This is a genomic window from Streptomyces sp. S186 (assembly GCF_051603415.1).
In the GTDB taxonomy this organism is placed as follows: domain Bacteria; phylum Actinomycetota; class Actinomycetes; order Streptomycetales; family Streptomycetaceae; genus Streptomyces.
The window spans coordinates 758,178-774,322 of sequence record NZ_CP193932.1; the positions used below are offsets into that span (position 1 = coordinate 758,178).

16 protein-coding genes and 1 pseudogene are annotated in these 16,145 nt (G+C 73.7%); 14 read left to right on the forward strand and 3 right to left on the reverse strand.

Translation table 11 applies throughout. The features are described 5' to 3' along the window. Positions 1-33 precede the first annotated feature (33 nt). A complete protein-coding gene (gene bioD / locus ACRAS8_RS03350; RefSeq protein ID WP_438484243.1) occupies positions 34-768 on the forward strand; it encodes a dethiobiotin synthase in 735 nt (244 codons plus the stop codon). 97 nt (positions 769-865) lie between these two features. On the opposite strand, the gene ACRAS8_RS03355 is transcribed toward bioD, so the two are convergent. Together ACRAS8_RS03355 and ACRAS8_RS03360 are read right to left on the reverse strand one after the other, a co-directional pair. Then, on the reverse strand, positions 866-1,237 hold the full coding sequence (locus ACRAS8_RS03355; RefSeq protein ID WP_438484244.1) for a fic family toxin-antitoxin system, toxin component: 372 nt from the start codon (positions 1,235-1,237) through the stop codon (positions 866-868). After that, a complete protein-coding gene (locus tag ACRAS8_RS03360) occupies positions 1,234-1,521 on the reverse strand; it encodes a hypothetical protein (protein ID WP_438484245.1) in 288 nt (95 codons plus the stop codon). The genes ACRAS8_RS03355 and ACRAS8_RS03360 overlap by 4 nt, the downstream gene beginning before the upstream one ends. A gap of 244 nt (positions 1,522-1,765) precedes the next feature. Between ACRAS8_RS03360 and ACRAS8_RS03365 the strand changes: the two are divergent. The 7 genes and pseudogenes from ACRAS8_RS03365 (at position 1,766) to ACRAS8_RS03395 (ending at position 9,274) form a co-directional block, all read left to right on the forward strand. Beyond that, a pseudogene (locus ACRAS8_RS03365) lies at positions 1,766-3,165 on the forward strand (APC family permease). A 184-nt stretch (positions 3,166-3,349) separates the two neighbouring features. Continuing rightward, positions 3,350-3,769, forward strand: a complete 420-nt coding sequence (locus ACRAS8_RS03370; protein WP_438484246.1) for a phage tail protein — start codon at positions 3,350-3,352, stop codon at positions 3,767-3,769. Positions 3,770-3,905: 136 nt separating this feature from the next. After that, positions 3,906-4,814, forward strand: a complete 909-nt coding sequence (locus ACRAS8_RS03375; RefSeq protein WP_438484247.1) for an LLM class F420-dependent oxidoreductase — start codon at positions 3,906-3,908, stop codon at positions 4,812-4,814. Between the two features lie 72 nt (positions 4,815-4,886). Then, positions 4,887-5,312, forward strand: a complete 426-nt coding sequence (locus ACRAS8_RS03380; protein WP_438484248.1) for a GNAT family N-acetyltransferase — start codon at positions 4,887-4,889, stop codon at positions 5,310-5,312. Between the two features lie 237 nt (positions 5,313-5,549). Then, the gene (locus ACRAS8_RS03385) at positions 5,550-6,887 is read left to right on the forward strand and encodes a hemolysin family protein (protein ID WP_438484249.1); all 1,338 of its coding nucleotides are present in this window, start codon (positions 5,550-5,552) and stop codon (positions 6,885-6,887) included. After that, the gene (locus ACRAS8_RS03390; protein WP_438484250.1) at positions 6,884-7,903 is read left to right on the forward strand and encodes a hemolysin family protein; all 1,020 of its coding nucleotides are present in this window, start codon (positions 6,884-6,886) and stop codon (positions 7,901-7,903) included. The genes ACRAS8_RS03385 and ACRAS8_RS03390 overlap by 4 nt, the downstream gene beginning before the upstream one ends. Positions 7,904-8,032: 129 nt before the next feature. After that, entirely contained in the window at positions 8,033-9,274 is a 1,242-nt protein-coding gene (locus ACRAS8_RS03395; protein ID WP_438484251.1) for an FAD-dependent oxidoreductase, read from the forward strand. Here the strand turns inward: ACRAS8_RS03395 and ACRAS8_RS03400 are convergent. Beyond that, on the reverse strand, positions 9,249-9,872 hold the full coding sequence (locus ACRAS8_RS03400; protein ID WP_438484252.1) for a TetR/AcrR family transcriptional regulator: 624 nt from the start codon (positions 9,870-9,872) through the stop codon (positions 9,249-9,251). The two genes, ACRAS8_RS03395 and ACRAS8_RS03400, sit on opposite strands and share 26 nt — an antisense overlap. Positions 9,873-9,960: 88 nt before the next feature. Here ACRAS8_RS03400 and ACRAS8_RS03405 point away from each other — a divergent pair, with 88 nt between their 5' ends. From ACRAS8_RS03405 to purB, 6 genes are all read left to right on the forward strand, one after another. Next, the gene (locus ACRAS8_RS03405) at positions 9,961-10,839 is read left to right on the forward strand and encodes an SGNH/GDSL hydrolase family protein (protein WP_438484253.1); all 879 of its coding nucleotides are present in this window, start codon (positions 9,961-9,963) and stop codon (positions 10,837-10,839) included. Positions 10,840-10,910: 71 nt separating this feature from the next. Next, entirely contained in the window at positions 10,911-11,354 is a 444-nt protein-coding gene (locus ACRAS8_RS03410) for a helix-turn-helix transcriptional regulator (protein ID WP_438484254.1), read from the forward strand. 10 nt (positions 11,355-11,364) lie between these two features. Continuing rightward, entirely contained in the window at positions 11,365-11,775 is a 411-nt protein-coding gene (locus tag ACRAS8_RS03415) for a VOC family protein (protein WP_438484255.1), read from the forward strand. Positions 11,776-11,831: 56 nt separating this feature from the next. Then, complete coding sequence (locus ACRAS8_RS03420; protein WP_438484256.1) at positions 11,832-14,213, forward strand: ATP-binding cassette domain-containing protein; 2,382 nt, start codon at positions 11,832-11,834, stop codon at positions 14,211-14,213. 188 nt (positions 14,214-14,401) lie between these two features. Continuing rightward, on the forward strand, positions 14,402-14,557 hold the full coding sequence (locus tag ACRAS8_RS03425) for a hypothetical protein (RefSeq protein ID WP_438484257.1): 156 nt from the start codon (positions 14,402-14,404) through the stop codon (positions 14,555-14,557). Between the two features lie 145 nt (positions 14,558-14,702). Continuing rightward, a complete protein-coding gene (purB, locus tag ACRAS8_RS03430; RefSeq protein ID WP_438490336.1) occupies positions 14,703-16,136 on the forward strand; it encodes an adenylosuccinate lyase in 1,434 nt (477 codons plus the stop codon). The last annotated feature ends 9 nt before the right edge of the window (positions 16,137-16,145 follow it).

The window sequence follows — 16,145 nt, forward strand, 5'->3', positions numbered from 1 at the left end:
CCCACCACCAGCGAAGAGTTCGGAGGCACACACATGTCGGTGCTGTTCGTGACCGGTACGGGTACCGAGATCGGCAAGACGGTCACCACCGCCGCGATCGCCGCGACGGCGCTCCGCCAGGGCCGCTCGGTCGCGGTCCTCAAGGCCGCCCAGACCGGCGTCGCGGCGAACGAACCGGGCGACGCGGCCGAGGTCGCGCGGCTGGCCGGCACGGTCACGCTCAGCGAACTCGCCCGCTTCCCCGAGCCGTTGGCGCCCGACCGGGCGGCGCGCCGGGCCGGTCTGCCGCCGGTGCGCCCGCAGGAGATCGCCGAGGCCGCGGCGAAACTGGCCGCCTCGCACGACCTGGTCCTGGTCGAGGGCGCCGGCGGGCTGCTGGTCCGCTTCGACGACGAGGGGAACACCCTCGCCGACGCCGCGCGGATGGCCGGCGCCCCCGTCCTGGTGGTCGTCCAGGCCGGACTCGGCACCCTCAACGTCACAGCGCTGACCGCGCTGGCGCTGCGCACCTACGGCCTGCAGTGCCCCGGTGTCGTCGTCGGCAGCTGGCCGGCCGAGCCGGACCTCGCGGCCCGCTGCAACCTCGGCGACCTGCCCGGGGCCGCCGGCGCCCCGCTCCTCGGCCTGGTGCCCGAGGGCTCCGGCTCGCTGCCGCCGGACGCCTTCCGGGCCGCCGCCCCGGGCTGGCTGGCACCGCGACTCGGTGGCTCGGGTGCCTTCGCCCCCGCCGACGTCGCACGCCTCGAACCGGCGGCGCCCGCGCGGTAGTTCCGCCGTCCGGCTCTCCGGGACGTCCGACGGGCCGAGGAACCGGACCGAACCGAACCGGATCGAACGGGACCGAACCGGACCGGCCGGCCCCGACTCAGCCCGTCCAGGTGCGCAGCTCGTCGGCGATCGCGCGGACGTCCGTGGTGCCGTCCTTGACCATGCGGGCCAGCTCGCGGACCTGCTCGGGGGAGATGGCGACCTTCAGGCCGCTGGCGACGAGGAAGCCGTAGGCGACGGCGGTGGCGAACATCGCGTTGGAGCGCTCCAACGCCGGTACGTGGAGCAGTAGTTGGAGCAGTGCGGCGGCGCGGTCCTCGGGATCGGGGTAGACGGGGACGCCGAATATCTCCGCCTCGTGGCGGCCGACCGCGGCCATCAGGGCGCCCCAGTCGGTGACCTGCGGGTCCCCGGGAGTGTGCTGTTCGGCGATCAGGAGGAGCCAGGCGAGATCGATGCGCAGTGTCACGTTGTGCCCGGCTGTCCTTCCCGGTGGGGGGCGTCCCGGTGGCCGGGGGCGGTGCGGGGGCCTTCGGGGCCCGAGTCCGGGCCGAACTCCTCGGCGAAGAGGCGCTCGTACTGCTTCATGAAGTCCGCGGCGGCCTCGACGAAGGTCTGGCCGACCTCGCCGGCGTCCCTGAGGACCAGTTCCTCGATATAGCGGTTCACGCTCACTCCCCGCTGGAGGGCGCGCTCCCGCGCCGCTTCGGCGGTGGCTTCGTCCACCCGGACGTTCAACTGCGTTTTCGCCACGCCTCCACGCTAGCGCGGATCTGCTAGCACCGACAAGGTGCGCCGGCCGGCTCCCGGGCCGATCGGGGCGCCCGGCACGGCCCGCCCGCCGCGCCACCGCCGGGCCGCCCGGGCGGATGCCGCACGATGTGATCCCCCGGGCGGCCGCGGCGCCCGGCCGTCCGCCCCGGAGGAGCGCCCCTGTGTCCGTCCCCGCCCCGTCCCGCACCTGCGGCGCAGTCTGCGCCGGTTCGACATCATGGCGATGGGCGTCGCCGCGGTGGTCTCCTTCGACGTGATCGGGCAGATCGCGGCGGGCGGTGGGCAGGCCGTCACCTGGATCGCGGTGCTCGCGGTGGGGTTCCTGCTGCCGTACGCCCTGCTGTTCGCCGAGACCGGGGCCGCGTTCCCGCAGGAGGGCGGCCCGTACGTCCGGGTGGACGTGGCGTTCGGACGGCTGCCGGCCGCGCTGACCACGATGTTCTACTGGGTCACCAACCCGGTCTGGCTGGGCGGTTCGCCGGCGTTCCTGGCCGCCGGGGCGTGGAACGGCTTCGTCTTCCCCCTGGGCTCCGGCACCGTCGCCGACTACGCCTTCAAACTGGTCTTCATCTGGGCCGCCATCCTCACCGCGGTGGTCTCGCTGCGCCGCGGCAAGTGGATCACCACGGCAGGGGCCGCGGCCAAGGTCCTGGCGCTGGCCTTCTTCACCGCCACGGCGGTGGCCTACGGCGTCCGGCACGGCTTCCGGGGGCTGGCGGAGGCGCACTTCGCCCCCACCGCCGCCGGCTTCCTGACGCTGGTGCCGGTGCTGCTCTTCGCCACGTCGGGTTCGAGGCGCCGAACGCGGCGGGCGACGAGATGCTCGATCCGCAGCACGACGTGCCGGTGGCGATCGGGGTGTCCGGCGCCGTCGCCGCCGCCTGCTACCTGCTGCCGGTGGTGGCGATCCTGTCGGCCGCGCCGCCGGGCCGGGTCACCGGGCTCGGCGGCTTCATGGACGCCGCCGAACTGGTCTTCGGGATCTACGGGAGCCGGCGCGGGCCGCTGCTGACCGCCGCCGTGCTGTTCGCGGTGGCGCTGCTGACCCAGGGCAGCGCCTGGATGATCGTCGCCGACCGGATGCAGGCGATGGCCGCGGCCGACGGCGGCTTCTTCACCCGGGCGCTGGGCGCCTTCCATCCGCGGCTGGGCACCCCGGTCCGGATGAACCTGCTGTCCGGGGTGACCGCCACCGCCTTCATGGTCACCGCCATGCGCCTGGCGCACGGCGACGCCGCGGCCGCCTTCGGCGTGGTGCTCTCGGTGGCGATCACCACCCTGCTGCTGTCGTACCTCGCGGTGATCCCGGCGCTGCCGGCGCTCCGGCTGCGCCACCGCGAGGTGCCCCGGCCCTACGAAGTCCCGTTCGGCACCCGCGGGTTCACCGTCGCGGCGCTGCTGGTCTATGCCTGGATCCTGCTGGGCTCCTGGGTGGCGCTGTTCCCCGGCACCCTGGAGGCGGCGCTCGGGATCCCGTACCGCTTCCGGACGGTGTGGGGTGTCTCCCGGCTCGCCTTCGAGACGTTCACGCTGAGCACCGTCGGCCTGCTGCTGGCGGTCGGCGCCGCGGGGTACGTGACCCAGCGGGTGCGTGCGCGGCCCGGCGGCGGCCGGCGGCGGTGAGCGGAGCGGCGCCCGGTGGCCCGTCGTCGGGGCGCCGGCGCGGCACAGCGCCGTTCGAGCGAGCCGAATCGTTCTTCCTGCCCCCGTTCGAGCGAGGTCCGGAATGCGCCCGGGCCGGCTCGGGCAGCGGTCGGGCTGTCGACACGGGGCCGGCCGGCCCCGTCCCTGTGCCCGGAGGTAGCCCATGCCCATCGACGACACTTCCGAGGACCGGCGTCCGGCGGCGGTCGCCGTCGAGCTCGGCGCGTTCCAGGTCGAGACGGTCCGCTCGGTCTCCGGCCCGGCGTTCGGCACCGCACCGTCCGGCACGGCGGCGCTCCCGGAAGGGGTGGGGCGGCCGGGCGAGGTCACCATCGTGCGCGGCCCGGACAAGAGCGCCGCCTTCACCGACTGGCTCACCAGATGCCTGCGGGAACGCGGCGGCGACCACTCCCGGCAGACGGTGACGGTGGTCCACTACGCCGCCGACCGCACCCCGCTGCGCCGCTACCGCCTCATCGGCGCCCTCCCGACCGCGTGGGAGGCCCCGGACTCCTCGGCGGGCGCCGACGCCGCCGAGGAGTCGGTGACCCTGGCGTATGAGGACCTGACCGTGTCGGCCTGACGGGGAGCCCCGGTGCCGGTCCCGCCGAGGTCCCGAATACTGCGTGTACGACGCCGAACGGGCCGTGATTGCATGGCGGTTGGCACGTCCTGGCACACGCACGATCCGACGACGACCAGCGTCCTCAGGGGGCCTCATGCCGCGTCCGTTCCGCTTCGGCGTCAACCTGCTCACCCTCGACACCGGGCCGGCCTGGCGCGAGAAGTGCCGCCGTGCCGAGGAGTTGGGCTACGACGTGCTGCTCGTCCCGGACCACCTGGGGTGGCCGTCGCCGTTCCCCGCGCTGGTGGCCGCGGCGGAGGCGACCGAGCGCCCGCGGGTGGGCACCTTCGTGCTGAACGCCGGATTCTGGAACCCGTCCCTGCTGGCCCGCGAGGTGGCCACCACCGACGCGCTCACCGGCGGCCGGCTGGAGCTGGGCCTGGGCACCGGGTACGTCAAGGACGAACACGACGCGGCCGGGCTGCCGTTCGGGACGCCCGGCCGGCGGGTGGACCACCTGGAGCACACGATCCGGGAGCTGGACCGGCTGCTCGGCGACCCCGAGCATCTGCCGAAGGCCGTCCAGCGGCCCCGCCCGCCGCTGCTGATCGGCGGCAACGGCCCGCGGATGCTGCGGCTGGCGGCGCGGCACGCGGACATCGCGGCGTTCACCGGCGCGCGGCAGGCGCCGGGCCGGCCGGAGGGCACGCTGGAGCTGCTGCCGGCGGAGCAGGTGGCCGCGTCGGTGGCGGCCTACGAGGAGTACGCGGAGCACGAGGCGCACGCCGCGGACCGCGCCGAGCCGGCCGAGCGGAACATCCTCGTCCAGCAGGTGCTGGTGACCGACGACCGGCGGGCCGCCGCCCGGGAGTTCGTCGCGCACGGGGTCGGGATCGACGAGGAGCAGGCGCTGGAGGTGCCGACGCTGCTGATCGGGACGCCGGCGCAGATGGCCGACCAGCTGCGGGAGTGCCGGGAGCGCCACGGCTTCTCGTACATCACCGTCCTGGACCGGTCCCTGGAGGCGTTCGCGCCGGTCGTCGAGCAACTCAAGGGCAGCTGACCGGAGTTCGGACGCCGTCCGCATCGCGAAATCCGGTCGACAGGCCGCCGGGTCCGGTGATGGGATCCGGCCATGAGTGATCTTCACATCCGCGCCGGCGGCCCGGCGGATCTCGACGCTGTACTGGCCTTCTGGAAGCTGGCCGCCGAGGGCACCAGCATCAGCGACGACCGTGCGGGCGTGGCCCGGCTGGTGGCGCGCAATCCGGAGGCGCTGCTGCTGGCCGAGCGGGACGGGGAGCTGGTGGGCACGGTGATCGCCGGCTTCGACGGGTGGCGGTGCCATCTGTACCGGCTGGCGGTCCGTCCGGACCAGCGGCGGCGCGGGATCGGCGGTGCGCTGCTGGCGGCGGCCGAAGAGCGTTTTGTGAAGCTCGGCGGCCGGCGGGCCGACGCGATGGTGCTGGACCGCAACGAGACGGCGCACCACGCGTGGCGGGCGGCCGGGTACGCGCCGGAGCCGCAGTGGAGCCGCTGGGTCAGGCCGCTGGAGGTCTGAGCGCCGTGCCGTGGCCGAGGAGCCCGTCCTGTGCCCCGGGGCGGGCTCCGCCGCACACCAGCCCAGCGAATTTGCCGACCCTTTACCATGGAGTTCCCGGGACGACGGACTCCCGGACCCCTCCCCTGCGAAAGGTGTGTGAGCGTCGGCCATGGCCGAGCCTCCCAGTCGTCGTGCGTCCTTGCGACGGGGCGCGAACCTCCCGAACGTGTCCGACCATGGGACGGAGGTGACCCGATGACCGACCTGCTCCTGCTGGCCGTGGCAGTCCTGCTGACCCTGGCGTGCGGCGTCTTCGTCGCGGCGGAGTTCTCGCTGACGACAGTGGAGCGCGGTGATCTGGAGCGCGCCGCCGCCCGCGGCGAGCGCGGCGCGGACAGCGCCCTCAAGGCGGTCCGCTCGCTGACCTTCCAGCTCTCCGGCGCCCAGCTCGGCATCACCGTGACGGGCCTGATCATCGGCATGCTCGCCAAGCCGGCGATCGCGACCCTGCTGGCCGGCCCGCTGACCGCGCTCGGGCTGTCGCGATCCGCCTCGGACTCGGTGGCGCTGGTCCTGGGGACCGCGCTGTCCACCGTGGTCCTCATGGTCGTCGGCGAACTGGTCCCCAAGAACTGGGCGATCTCCAGCCCGCTGGCCATCGCCAAGCGCGTCGCCACCGCCCAGCGCGGCTTCAGCTCCGCCTTCAAACCGCTGATCACCCATCTGAACAACACCGCCAACCGGACCGTCCGGCGGCTGGGCCTGGAGCCGGCCGAGGAGCTGGCGTCCGCGCGCGGCCCGCAGGAGCTGGTGGCGCTGGCCCGGCACTCGGCGAAGGCGGGCGCGCTGGAGGCGGACACCGCCGAGCTGTTCGTCCGGACCCTCAACCTCGCCGATCTGACCGCGGAGAACGTGATGACCCCGCGGGTGCAGGTGGTGGCGCTGGAGGTGCAGTCCACGGCCGAGGACGTCGCCAACGCGACCCGGGCCACCGGGCTGTCCCGCTTCCCCGTCTACCGCGGCAGTCTCGACAGCGTCGTCGGCGTGGCGCACATCAAGGACGTACTGGCCGTCCCCGCCCATCTGCGGCCCCGGCACCCGGTCTCCGAGCTGCTGCGCGAGCCGTTGCTGGTGCCCGAGACGCTGACCGTGGACCGGCTGCTGGACCGGCTCTCCGGGCGGCGGACGATGGCCGTGGTCATCGACGAGTACGGCGGCACGGCCGGCGTCGCCACCCTGGAGGACATCGTCGAGGAGGTGGTCGGCGAAGTCCGCGACGAGCACGACCCGCTGGAGATCCCGGATCTGGCGCCGGCCGGCACCGACGCCGACGGACGGGCGGCCTACCAGGCCGACGGCTCCGCCCGCACCGATCAGCTGGCCCGGATCGGGCTGCGGCTGCCGGAGGGCCCGTACGAGACCCTCGCCGGGCTGATCGCCACCGAGCTGGGCCGGATCCCGCGGCCCGGCGACACCGTGGAGGTGGCGGGCTGGACGATGGACGTGCTCGACGCCGCCGGCCACCGCGCGGCGCGGGTGCTGCTGCACGCCCCCGCGTCCGGCACCGCCGGCGGCGAGGAGGCCGGCCGATGACCGCGCTCCAGTTGTTCGTGGGTCTGCTGACCCTGGTCGTCAACGCCTTCTTCGTGGGCGCCGAGTTCGCGCTGATCTCGGTGCGCCGCAGCCAGGTCGAGCCGTACGTGGAGGCCGGGAACCGGCGGGCGGGCAGCGTGCTGTGGGGCCTGCAGCACGTCTCGGCGCTGCTGGCCGCCGCCCAGCTGGGCATCACACTGTGCACGCTGGTGCTGGGCGCGGTCGCCGAGCCGGCCATCGCGCACCTGCTCTCGCCGGCGTTCGACGCGGTGGGGGTGCCGTCCGCGCTGGTCCACGCGGTCTCGTTCGTGATCGCGCTGGCCGTGGCGACCTATCTCCACATGCTCTTCGGCGAGATGGTCCCGAAGAACGTGGCGCTGGCCGAGCCGGTCCGCACCGCGCTGCTGCTGGGCCCGCCGCTGGTGGCGCTGACCCGGGCCCTGCGCCCGGTGATCTTCGCGGTCAACGCGCTGGCCAACGGGCTGCTCAGGCTGCTGCGGGTGGAGGTCAGGGACGAGGTGGCGGCCACCTTCTCGGACGACCAGCTGGCCCGGCTGGTCGAGGACGCGCGGGCCGCCGGGCTGCTCGACGAGCGGGCCCAGGAGCGGCTCCGGGACGCCCTGGAGCTGGGCCGCCGCCCGGTGCGGGACGTGGTGCTGCCGGTGAGCGAGGTGGTCTCGGCGCGGATCGGGGCCACCCCCGAGGAGCTGGAGCACCTGGCCGCCGAGTCGGGTTTCTCGCGGTTCCCGGTTGTCGACGACACCCGGCGCATCCTGGGCTATCTGCACGTCAAGGACGCCCTGGACGCGGCCCCGCGGACCACGCCGTTCCCGGTGTCGGCGCTGCGCCCGATCGCCCGGGTGCGGGCGGCGACCCCGCTGGACGACGTGCTGACCGCGATGCGCGGCTCCCGGACGCACCTGGCCGCGGTGATCGGTGACGACGGCCGGCTGGCCGGGCTGGTGACGATGGAGGACGTGCTGCGGGAGCTGGTGCTGCAGCAGCCCGCGGCCTGACCCCACCCCGCGGAACCCCTCACTGACCGATCGGTTAGATTGCTAACCGATCGGTCAGTCGCGTCCGCGCTCGCGGTACCGCGGCGCCCGGTCACGCATCCGTACGCGCACGCGACGAGGGGGAACACCATGAACCGCACGACATGCTGCGTGGTGGGCGGCGGCCCGGCCGGCATGATGCTCGGACTCCTGCTGGCCCGGGCCGGCATCGAGGTGACCGTCCTGGAGAAGCACGGGGACTTCCTGCGCGACTTCCGCGGCGACACCGTCCACCCGTCCACCCTGAATCTGCTCGACGACCTCGGCCTCGGCGCGGAGTTCGCGCGGCTGCCGTTCCCGAAGCTGGAGGAGATGCGGGTCCAGATCGACGGCACCACCGTGGTGCTGGCCGACATGCGCCGCATCCCCGGCCGGCACAAGTACTTCGCCATGGTCCCGCAGTGGGACTTCCTCGACCTGATCGCCCGCGCGGCGGCGAAGGAGCCCTCGTTCACCCTGCGGATGCGCACCCGGGCCACCGGGCTGCGCACCGACGGCGGCCGGGTGACCGGGGTGCGCTACGTCGACGAGCACGGCGAGCCCGGGGAACTGGCCGCGGACCTGACCTTCGCCTGCGACGGCCGGGACTCCGTGATCCGGGAGCTGGCCGGGATGCGCCAGCGGTACTTCGACGTCCCGATGGACGTCTGGCAGATCCGGGTGGACGCCCCGGCCGACGCCCTCAAGGGGGGCCGGGTCTTCGGCCGGTTCGGCGGCGGCCAGGCCGCGGTCACCATGGACCGCGGGTCGTACTTCCAGACGTCCTACCTGATCGGCAGGGGACAGGACGCAGCCATGCGCGCCCATGACATCCAGTGGCTGCGGGACCGGCTGGGCGCGCTGTTCGGCTGGGACGACAAGGTCACCGGCACCATCGGCTCCTGGGACGAGGTCAAGCTGCTGGAAGTGACGTTCGGGCGGCTGCGGCGCTGGCACCGGCCCGGCCTGCTCTGCCTCGGGGACGCCGCGCACACCATGTCGCCGGTCGGCGGGGTCGGCGTCAACCTCGCCCTTCAGGACGCGGTGGCCGCCGCCCGGATCCTGGCCGGCCCGCTGCGCCGCGGGACGGTCGGCAGCGACGACCTGGCCCGGGTGCAGCGGCGGCGGGAGTGGCCGATGGCGCTGGTCCAGAAGTCTCAGGAGCAGGAGCACGCCATGATCCGCGCCGCGCTGGACGGCACGCTGCGCGGCGACCGGCTGCCGGTGCCGATGCGGCTGCTGCGGAGCGTGCCGGCGCTGCGGACCGTCACCGGCTATCTCGGCGGCGTCGGCTTCCGGCCGGAGCCGACGCCGGACTTCGCCAGGGTCAGTCCCGGCGCGCCACGGCGTTGAGGGTGAAGGTCTCCAACTCGGCGGCGGCGGCGTCCAGATCGAGGTCCGGGTGGGCGAGCCAGTGCCCGATCACCCCGTCGATCGCGCCGCCGATCGCCAGCGCCATCGTGCGTGGGTCGAACTCCCGCAGCACACCCGCCTTCTGACCTTCCGTCAGGAGATCGGCGAGGGCCTGCCAGCGGCCGTAGGTGTCGTGCGAACCGGGCGTCTTCAGACGGGTGCCGCCGTGGTCGTCGAGCAGCATCTCGGTGATCACCCGGACCTGGCGGCGGTGGTCCCGCTGGTAGCCGATCATCGCGCGGACATAGGCGACGAGCGCGGCCAGCGGGTCCGGGGCCGCCTCGACCCGCGCGCGGACATGGTCGCCGAACTGGTCCAGCACCTGGGTCAGCGCGGCCCGGGTGAGGTTGTCCTTCGACGAGAAGTGGTAGAGCACCGCCGCCTTGGAGACCCCGGCCCGCTCGGCGATCGCGGACAGCGACGTCGCGGGGTAGCCGCGGGTGGAGATCAGGTCGATGGTGCAGTCGATCAGCTGCTGCCGGCGGGCCCGTTCGGTGAACGTCGCCGCCTCCGGATCCGTGCCCCGCCGAGGACTCATCCCACGCCCACCTCTGTCTTTCCGATCCCTGCGCGGCCCGTACTCCGGCCGCTGTCGACCGTACACCGCGGGATAGGATCACCGCGCCATGGAGACCAATGTGCGGTACACGAGTTTTGTCGCGGTGGGCGACAGCTTCACCGAGGGCATGTCGGACACCCTCCCGGACGGCTCCTACCGGGGCTGGGCGGACCTGCTCGCCACCCGGCTCGCCGGCCTCTCCCGGCCGGCGGACGACCGGACCCCCGACGCGCTCCCCCCGCCCGGCTTCCGGTACGCCAACCTCGCCGTGCGCGGCAAGCTCATCGACCAGATCGCCGACGAGCAGTGCGGCCCGGCCGCCTCGATGGGCGCCGACCTGGTGACGCTGGTCGGCGGGCTGAACGACGTGCTGCGCCCCACGTGCGACGTGGACCGGGTGTGCGCGCGGCTCGCGGACTGCGCGGAGCTGCTGGCGCGCGGCGGCGGGCAGCTGGTGCTGATGCGCAGCCCGGGCCGCCGCGGGCCGGTCCTGGAGCGCTTCCGTCCGCGGATGACGCAGCTCTTCGCGCGGATCGACGAGCTGGCCGCCCGGCACGGCGCCCTGGTCGTGGACCTCTACGCGTCCGAGGCGCTGGCCGATCCGCGGATGTGGGCCGAGGACCGGCTGCACCTCAACGCCGAGGGGCACCGCCGGGTCGCCGAGGCCGTCTGGCAGACCCTGGGACTGCCCGCGGCCTCGGACTGGAACGCCCCGCTGCCGCCCGCGGCCCCGCCCCGCTGGGCCGCCCGCCGCACCGCCGATCTGCGGTTCGCCCGCGAGCACTTGGTGCCGTGGATCGGCCGCCGGCTCACCGGCCGTTCCTCGGGCGACGGCCGCGCGGGCGCCCAGTTCGACGCCGAGCAGGGCCGGGCCTTCTGGATAGCGCCCGCGGACCACGCCGACCCCGGCCCGGTGACGGGCTGGCGGCGGGTGGCGCCGTCCTGAGCGGGGCCGGCCCGACCGCCCGCCCCCTCACCGCCTGGGAAACTCCGCCGCCGCGTGGCACGATCGCGGACGTGACCAGCAAACCCGCCGCGTCCCAGCGCCTGCGCGACCTCGCCCTGCTGCGCCGCGTCCGCGACCGGATCGACCGGGAGTACGCACGGCCCCTGGACGTCGAGGCGCTCGCCCGCGGCGTGAACATGTCGGCCGGGCACCTCAGCCGCCAGTTCCGGCTCGCCTACGGGGAGTCGCCGTACGCGTACCTGATGACGCGGCGCATCGAGCGCGCGATGGCGCTGCTGCGCCGCGGCGACCTCAGCGTCACCGAGGTCTGCTTCGCGGTCGGCTGCGCGTCGCTGGGCACCTTCAGCACCCGCTTCACCGAACTCGTCGGGGTGCCGCCCGGCGCCTACCGGCGCGCCGCGGCGGCCACCGCGCCGGAGCCGCCGCCGTGCGTCGCGAAGCAGGTCACCAGACCGGTCAGGAATCGAGAAGCGCGGGCGAACGGCCGGACCTAGCCTGAGCGCCATGGACATCACCATTCACGCCAGTTTCCTCCCGCACCTCGACCCCGAGGCGTCCCTCGCCTTCTACCGCGACACCCTCGGCTTCGAGGTCCGCCAGGACGTCGGCGGCGGCACCATGCGCTGGATCACCGTCGGCCCCGCCGGCCAGCCCGACACCGCCATCGTGCTGCACCCGCCGGCCGCCGACCCGGGCGTCACCGACGACGAACGCCGCACCATCACCGAGATGATGGCCAAGGGCACCTACGGCATCATCGTCCTGGCCACCAAGGACCTCGACGGCACCTTCGAGCGGCTGCAGGCCGGCGACGCCGAGGTCGTCCAGGAGCCGACCGAGCAGCCCTACGGGGTGCGCGACTGCGCCTTCCGCGACCCCGCGGGCAACCTGATCCGCATCAACGAGATCCGCTGAGCCGTCCGACGACCGCCGCCGCAACCCGGCGGCCCCGCCTCGCAGAGGGAGACACCATGAGCAGCGCCGCACGGCCGGACCTGCCCGCGCAGCACGCCGCCGACAGCCATGACCTGATCCGCGTCCACGGCGCGCGGGAGAACAACCTCAAGGACGTCAGCATCGAACTCCCCAAGCGGCGGCTGACGGTGTTCACCGGCGTCTCGGGGTCCGGCAAGAGCTCGCTGGTGTTCGACACCGTCGCGGCCGAGTCGCAGCGGCTGATCAACGAGACCTACAGCGCCTTCGTCCAGGGCTTCATGCCCACCCTGGCGCGGCCCGAGGTCGACGTCCTCGACGGGCTGACCACCGTGATATCCGTCGACCAGCAGCGGATGGGGGCCGACCCGCGCTCCACCGTGGGCACCGCCACCGACGCCAACGCGATGCTGCGGATCCTCTTCAGCCGGCTCGGCACGCCGTACGTCGGCCCGCCCGGAGCCTTCGCCTTCAACGTGCCCTCGGTCTCCGCGTCCGGCGCGATCAAGGTGGAGCGCGGCGCCAAGAAGGCGGAGAAGGTCACCTTCAACAGGGTCGGCGGCATGTGTCCGCGCTGCGAGGGCCGCGGGGCGGTCTCCGACCTCGATCCGGCCCAGCTCTACGACGACAGCAAGTCCATCAACGAGGGCGCGTTCACCGTCCCCGGCTACACCGGCGGCGGCTGGAACTCCAGGCTCTACGCGGAGTCGGGATTCTTCGACCCGGACAAGCCGATCCGCGGCTTCACCCAGCGGGAACTGCACGACCTGCTGCACCGCGAGCCGACCCGGATGAAGATCGCGGGCATCAACATGACCTACGAGGGGCTGGTCCCGCGGATCCGGAAGTCGCTGCTGTCGAAGGACAAGGAGGCGATGCAGCCGCACATCCGGGCGTTCGTGGAGCGCGCGGTCACCTTCGCCGCCTGCCCCGACTGCGACGGCACCCGGCTCGCCGCACACGCCCGCGCCGCGAAGATCGAGAAGCTCTCGATCGCCGACGCCTGCCGGATGGAGATCCGGGACCTGGCCGACTGGGTGCGCGGGCTCGCCCAGCCGTCGGTGGCGCCGCTGCTCACCGCGCTGCAGCACACCCTGGACTCGTTCGTGGAGATCGGCCTGGGCTATCTCTCGCTCGACCGGCCCGCGGGCACCCTCTCCGGCGGGGAGGCGCAGCGCGTCAAGATGATCCGCCACCTCGGCTCCTCGCTCACCGACGTCACCTATGTCTTCGACGAGCCGACCGCGGGCCTGCACCCGCACGACATCCAGCGGATGAACGGCCTGCTGCGCCGGCTGCGGGACAAGGGCAACACGGTGCTCGTCGTGGAGCACAAACCGGAGGTCATCGAGATCGCCGACCATGTCGTCGACCTCGGCCCCGGCGCCGGCACGGCCGGTGGCACCGTCTGCTTCGAGGGCACCGTCGACGGGCTGCGCGGCAGCGACACCGTCACCGGGCGCCACCTCGACGACCGCGCCTCGCTCAAGGACGCGGTGCGCGAGCCGAACGGCACCCTGGAGATCCGCGGCGCCGGCGCCAACAACCTCCGGGACGTCGACGTGGACATCCCGCTCGGCGTGCTCACCGTGATCACCGGCGTCGCCGGCTCCGGCAAGAGCTCGCTCGTCCACGGGTCGATCCCCGCCGAGGCGGGCGTCGTCTCCGTCGACCAGAGCCCGATCCGCGGTTCGCGGCGCAGCAACCCGGCCACGTACACCGGGCTGCTCGACCCGATCCGCAAGGCGTTCGCCAAGGCCAACGGTGTCAAGCCGGCGCTGTTCAGCGCCAATTCCGAGGGCGCCTGCCCCACGTGCAACGGCGTCGGCGTCCTCTACACCGACCTGGGGATGATGGCCGGGGTCTCCACCACCTGCGAGGACTGTGAGGGGAAGCGGTTCGACGCGTCGGTGCTGGAGTACCGCCTCGGCGGCCGCGACATCAGCGAGGTGCTGGCGATGCCGGTGGCCGAGGCCGAGGCGTTCTTCGCCGAGGGCGAGGCGCGCACACCGGCCGCCCACCGGATCCTGCGGCGGCTCGCCGACGTCGGGCTGGGCTACCTCACCCTGGGCCAGCCGCTCACCACGCTCTCCGGCGGCGAGCGGCAGCGGCTGAAGCTGGCCACGCACCTGGCCGAGAAGGGCGGCACATATGTCCTCGACGAGCCGACCGCCGGCCTGCACCTCGCCGACGTCGAGCAGCTCCTGGGCCTGCTCGACCGGCTCGTCGACTCCGGCAAGTCGGTGATCGTCGTCGAGCACCACCAGGCGGTGATGGCGCACGCCGACTGGATCATCGACCTCGGCCCCGGCGCCGGCCACGACGGCGGCCGGATCGTCTTCGAGGGCACCCCCGCCGACCTCGTCGCCACCCGCGCCACCGTCACGGGCGAGCATCTCGCGGCCTACGTCGGCGCCTGACCGGGTCACCGGGCCCCTCTCGACGCCCCAACGCCGCGCCGGGTGCGCGCCGTTGGGGCGTCGTGGCCCGAGCACACGACGGCGGGCCCGAGGGGGCGTCCCCGTACGCGGGATCGGCGCGGGCCGCGGGCCAGGCCAGGCGTTACGCTCGTTTTGTCCGGATACGTTCCGACTGCACGGAGGCCGCCATGAGTCAGTACGACGAGTACACCACCCCCTCCCAGGCCGAGGGCGAGCGGCTGGAGGAGGACCGGGACCCGAAGGAGGCGCGGCACCCCGAGACGATGCGCACCCAGCCGTCCCAGGCGGAGGGCGAGCGCCGGGCCGAGGACGACGAGGTCTGACGGCACGGGCCGCCCCGGGTGCGGCGCGGTGACCGGACGGTACGGTGGGGGCCCGCGCCGGGGCACGGCGCCTGTAGGAACGTACAGCCGGGACCGGGGCGCTGGCCTGCGCAAATCGCCAGTAGACTCTGGCCACGTGACTGCTGTGTCTGCGAAGCCTCGCATCCCCAATGTCCTGGCCGGCCGCTACGCCTCCACGGAGCTGGCCGTGCTGTGGTCCCCCGAGTACAAGGTCAAGCTGGAGCGGAAGCTGTGGCTTGCGGTGCTGCGCGCCCAGAAGGACCTGGGGGTGGCGGTCCCCGAGCAGGCTCTGGCCGACTACGAGCGGGTCCTGGAGACCGTGGACCTGGCCTCGATCGCCGAGCGGGAGAAGGTCACCCGGCACGACGTCAAGGCCCGGATCGAGGAGTTCAACGCCCTGGCCGGACACGAGCAGATCCACAAGGGCATGACCTCCCGCGATCTGACCGAGAACGTCGAGCAGCTCCAGGTGCGGCTGTCGCTGGAGCTGGTGCGGGACCGCACGGTCGCCGTGCTGGCCCGCCTCGGCTCGCTGGCCGCCCAGCACTCCGAGCTGGTCATGGCCGGCCGCTCGCACAACGTCGCCGCGCAGGCCACGACCCTGGGCAAGCGCTTCGCGACCGCCGCCGACGAGCTGCTGGTCGCCTTCGCCCGGGTCGAGGAACTCCTCTCCCGCTACCCGCTGCGCGGCATCAAGGGCCCGGTCGGCACCGCCCAGGACATGCTCGACCTGCTCGGCGGGGACGCCGCCAAGCTCGCCGAGCTGGAGCAGCGGATCGCCGCCCACCTCGGCTTCGGGCAGGCGTTCACCTCCGTCGGCCAGGTCTACCCGCGGTCGCTGGACTACGAGGTGGTGACCTCGCTGGTGCAGCTGGCCGCCGCGCCGTCCTCGCTGGCCAAGACGATCCGGCTGATGGCCGGGCACGAACTCGTCACCGAGGGCTTCAAGCCCGGCCAGGTCGGCTCCTCCGCGATGCCGCACAAGATGAACACCCGCTCCTGCGAGCGCGTCAACGGCCTGATGGTGATCCTCCGCGGCTACGCCTCGATGGCCGGGGAGCTGGCCGGCGACCAGTGGAACGAGGGCGACGTCTCCTGCTCGGTGGTCCGCCGGGTGGCGCTGCCGGACGCGTTCTTCGCGCTGGACGGGCTGCTGGAGACCTTCCTGACGGTGCTCGACGAGTTCGGCGCCTTCCCGGCCGTGGTCGCCCGCGAGCTCGACCGCTACCTGCCCTTCCTCGCCACGACCAAGGTCCTGATGGGCGCGGTGCGGGCCGGGGTGGGCCGCGAGGAGGCGCACGAGGCGATCAAGGAGAACGCGGTGGCCTCGGCCCTGGCCATGCGCGAGCAGGGCGCCGAGCGCAACGAACTGCTCGACAAGCTGGCCGCGGACGGCCGGCTCCCGCTGGACAGGGCGCAGCTGGACGAGCTGATGGCGGACAAGCTGTCCTTCACCGGCGCGGCCGCCGACCAGGTGGCCACCGTCGTCGCCCGGATCGAGAAGATCGCCGAGCAGCACCCCGAGGCCGCCGCCTACACCCCCGGCGCGATCCTCTGACCCGGAGCC

Bases quoted from the DNA above. Each gene is read 5' to 3' on its own strand.
- bioD (WP_438484243.1), top strand. From the start codon at position 34: ATGTCGGTGCTGTTCGTGACCGGTACGGGTACCGAGATCGGCAAGACG.
- ACRAS8_RS03370 (WP_438484246.1), top strand. From the start codon at position 3,350: ATGCCCATCGACGACACTTCCGAGGACCGGCGTCCGGCGGCGGTCGCC.
- ACRAS8_RS03375 (WP_438484247.1), top strand. From the start codon at position 3,906: ATGCCGCGTCCGTTCCGCTTCGGCGTCAACCTGCTCACCCTCGACACC.
- ACRAS8_RS03380 (WP_438484248.1), top strand. From the start codon at position 4,887: ATGAGTGATCTTCACATCCGCGCCGGCGGCCCGGCGGATCTCGACGCT.
- ACRAS8_RS03385 (WP_438484249.1), top strand. From the start codon at position 5,550: ATGACCGACCTGCTCCTGCTGGCCGTGGCAGTCCTGCTGACCCTGGCG.
- ACRAS8_RS03390 (WP_438484250.1), top strand. From the start codon at position 6,884: ATGACCGCGCTCCAGTTGTTCGTGGGTCTGCTGACCCTGGTCGTCAAC.
- ACRAS8_RS03395 (WP_438484251.1), top strand. From the start codon at position 8,033: ATGAACCGCACGACATGCTGCGTGGTGGGCGGCGGCCCGGCCGGCATG.
- ACRAS8_RS03400 (WP_438484252.1), bottom strand. From the start codon at position 9,872: ATGAGTCCTCGGCGGGGCACGGATCCGGAGGCGGCGACGTTCACCGAA.
- ACRAS8_RS03405 (WP_438484253.1), top strand. From the start codon at position 9,961: ATGGAGACCAATGTGCGGTACACGAGTTTTGTCGCGGTGGGCGACAGC.
- ACRAS8_RS03415 (WP_438484255.1), top strand. From the start codon at position 11,365: ATGGACATCACCATTCACGCCAGTTTCCTCCCGCACCTCGACCCCGAG.
- ACRAS8_RS03420 (WP_438484256.1), top strand. From the start codon at position 11,832: ATGAGCAGCGCCGCACGGCCGGACCTGCCCGCGCAGCACGCCGCCGAC.
- ACRAS8_RS03425 (WP_438484257.1), top strand. From the start codon at position 14,402: ATGAGTCAGTACGACGAGTACACCACCCCCTCCCAGGCCGAGGGCGAG.